This window comes from Mesorhizobium sp. M7A.F.Ca.CA.003.01.2.1 (genome assembly GCF_003998945.1).
GTDB classification, from domain to species: domain Bacteria; phylum Pseudomonadota; class Alphaproteobacteria; order Rhizobiales; family Rhizobiaceae; genus Mesorhizobium; species Mesorhizobium ciceri.
Map to the genome: position 1 here is coordinate 1 of NZ_RZRA01000923.1, position 2,213 is coordinate 2,213.

Annotated in this window: 1 protein-coding gene; it reads right to left on the bottom strand. The window is 62.9% G+C overall.

The window, feature by feature from the left end:
- Positions 1-153: 153 nt before the first annotated feature.
- Positions 154-2,213 (bottom strand): ATP-dependent Clp protease ATP-binding subunit ClpA (gene clpA, locus EN969_RS27715; protein ID WP_127419569.1); only part of this gene is annotated, 2,060 nt, incomplete at its 5' end.

The window sequence follows — 2,213 nt, forward strand, 5'->3', positions numbered from 1 at the left end:
GATCCAGACGCCATCGAAGCACTCCTGAACAGCCTTGGCGATGCTTGTTTTTCGATCGCGGCGCACCGTTCAGGATGATGATCTGGCCGATTATGCCTACCCTCGCTCCAATAAAAAAGCCCCGTCTCCGGGGCTTTTTTGACTTTCGTAAGCTCAGTTCTTTCGGGGCAGTTGTGGCACCAGGCTGCGCTTGCCGCCGTCCTTGCCCTTGGCTTCGGGCTTCTGCGCCACCAGCTTCTTGGCCGCCGGCTTTTTCACCACGGCCTTTCTGGACTTCGGCGTTTCTTCCGGCTCTTCCTTCTTCGGCTTCACCGGCGCCTCGTCGGCCAGCGATTCGAGCTTCAGGCCGGTCTCGCCGGTTTCCTTCTTCTCGACGGTGACGCGCACCGTGCCGCCCTTCTTGAGCTTGCCGAACAGCACCTCGTCGGCCAATGGCTTCTTGATGTGCTCCTGGATCACACGACCGAGCGGCCGCGCGCCCATGCGCTCATCATAGCCCTTGTCGGCGAGCCAGGCGATCGCGTCCGCCGACAGGTCGAAGGTGACGCCACGCTCGGAAAGCTGGGCCTCGAGCTGCATGACGAACTTCTGCACCACCTGATGGATGACCGGCACCGGCAGCGAGCCGAACGGGATGATCGCATCGAGACGGTTGCGGAACTCCGGCGTGAACAGCCGGTTGATCGCCTCGACATCGTCGCCTTCGCGCTTGGTCGAGCCGAAGCCGATCGCCGCACGCTGCGCATCCGACGCGCCCGCATTGGTGGTCATGATCAGGATCACATTGCGGAAGTCGATCTGCTTGCCGTTGTGGTCGGTCAGCTTGCCATGGTCCATAACCTGCAACAGGATGTTGAACAGGTCCGGATGCGCCTTCTCGACCTCGTCCAGCAACAGCACGCAATGCGGATGCTGGTCGACGCCGTCCGTCAGAAGACCGCCCTGGTCGAAGCCGACATAGCCGGGAGGAGCACCGATCAGCCGCGACACGGTGTGGCGCTCCATATATTCCGACATGTCGAAGCGGATCAGCTCCACGCCGAGCGACGCGGCCAACTGCTTGGCCACTTCGGTCTTGCCGACGCCGGTCGGGCCGGAGAACAGGTAGGAGCCGATCGGCTTCTCCGGTTCGCGCAGGCCGGCACGCGCCAGCTTGATCGCCGAGGTCAGTGCGGTGATCGCAGTGTCCTGGCCATAGACGACTCGCTTCAGCTCGATATCGAGGCCCTGCAGCACCTTCTCGTCGTCGGCCGAAACCGTCTTCGGCGGGATGCGGGCCATGGTGGCGATCGTCGCCTCGATCTCCTTGATGCCGATAGTCTTCTTGCGCTTGGCTTCCGGCACCAGCATCTGCGAGGCGCCGGTCTCGTCGATCACGTCGATCGCCTTGTCCGGCAGCTTGCGGTCGTTGATGTAGCGTGCCGACAGTTCCACCGAGGCCTTGATCGCCTCGTTGGTGAACTTCACCTTGTGGAACTCCTCATAATAGGGCTTGAGGCCCTTCATGATCTCGATCGCGTCCTCGATGGTCGGCTCGTTGACGTCGATCTTCTGGAAGCGCCGCACCAAGGCACGGTCCTTCTCGAAGAACTGGCGGAATTCCTTGTAGGTGGTCGAGCCGATGCAGCGGATCGCACCCGACGACAGCGCCGGCTTCAACAGGTTGGACGCATCCATGGCGCCGCCTGAAGTCGCCCCTGCCCCGATCACCGTGTGAATCTCGTCGATGAACAGCACGGCGCCAGGATAATCCTCGAGCTCCTTGACGACCTGCTTCAGCCGTTCCTCGAAATCACCGCGATAGCGCGTGCCGGCGAGCAGCGTGCCCATATCGAGCGCGAAGATGGTGGCATTGTGCAGCACTTCGGGAACGTCGCCCTCGACGATGCGCTTGGCCAGGCCCTCGGCGATCGCCGTCTTGCCGACGCCGGGGTCACCGACGTAGAGCGGGTTGTTCTTGGAGCGGCGGCACAGCACCTGGATGGTGCGGTTGATCTCGGACTCGCGGCCGATCAGCGGGTCGATCTTGCCGGCCTTGGCCTTGTTGTTGAGATTGACGCAATAGGCCGTCAGCGCGTCCTGCTGCTGCTTCTTCTTGCCGCCTTCCTCTTGCGGCTCGGCGCCGTTCTGGCCGCCCTGCTCGTCATCGGCGCCGCGCGGCGAGCGTGTCTCCGACGCGCCCGGACGCTTGGCAATGCCGTGCGAGATGTAGT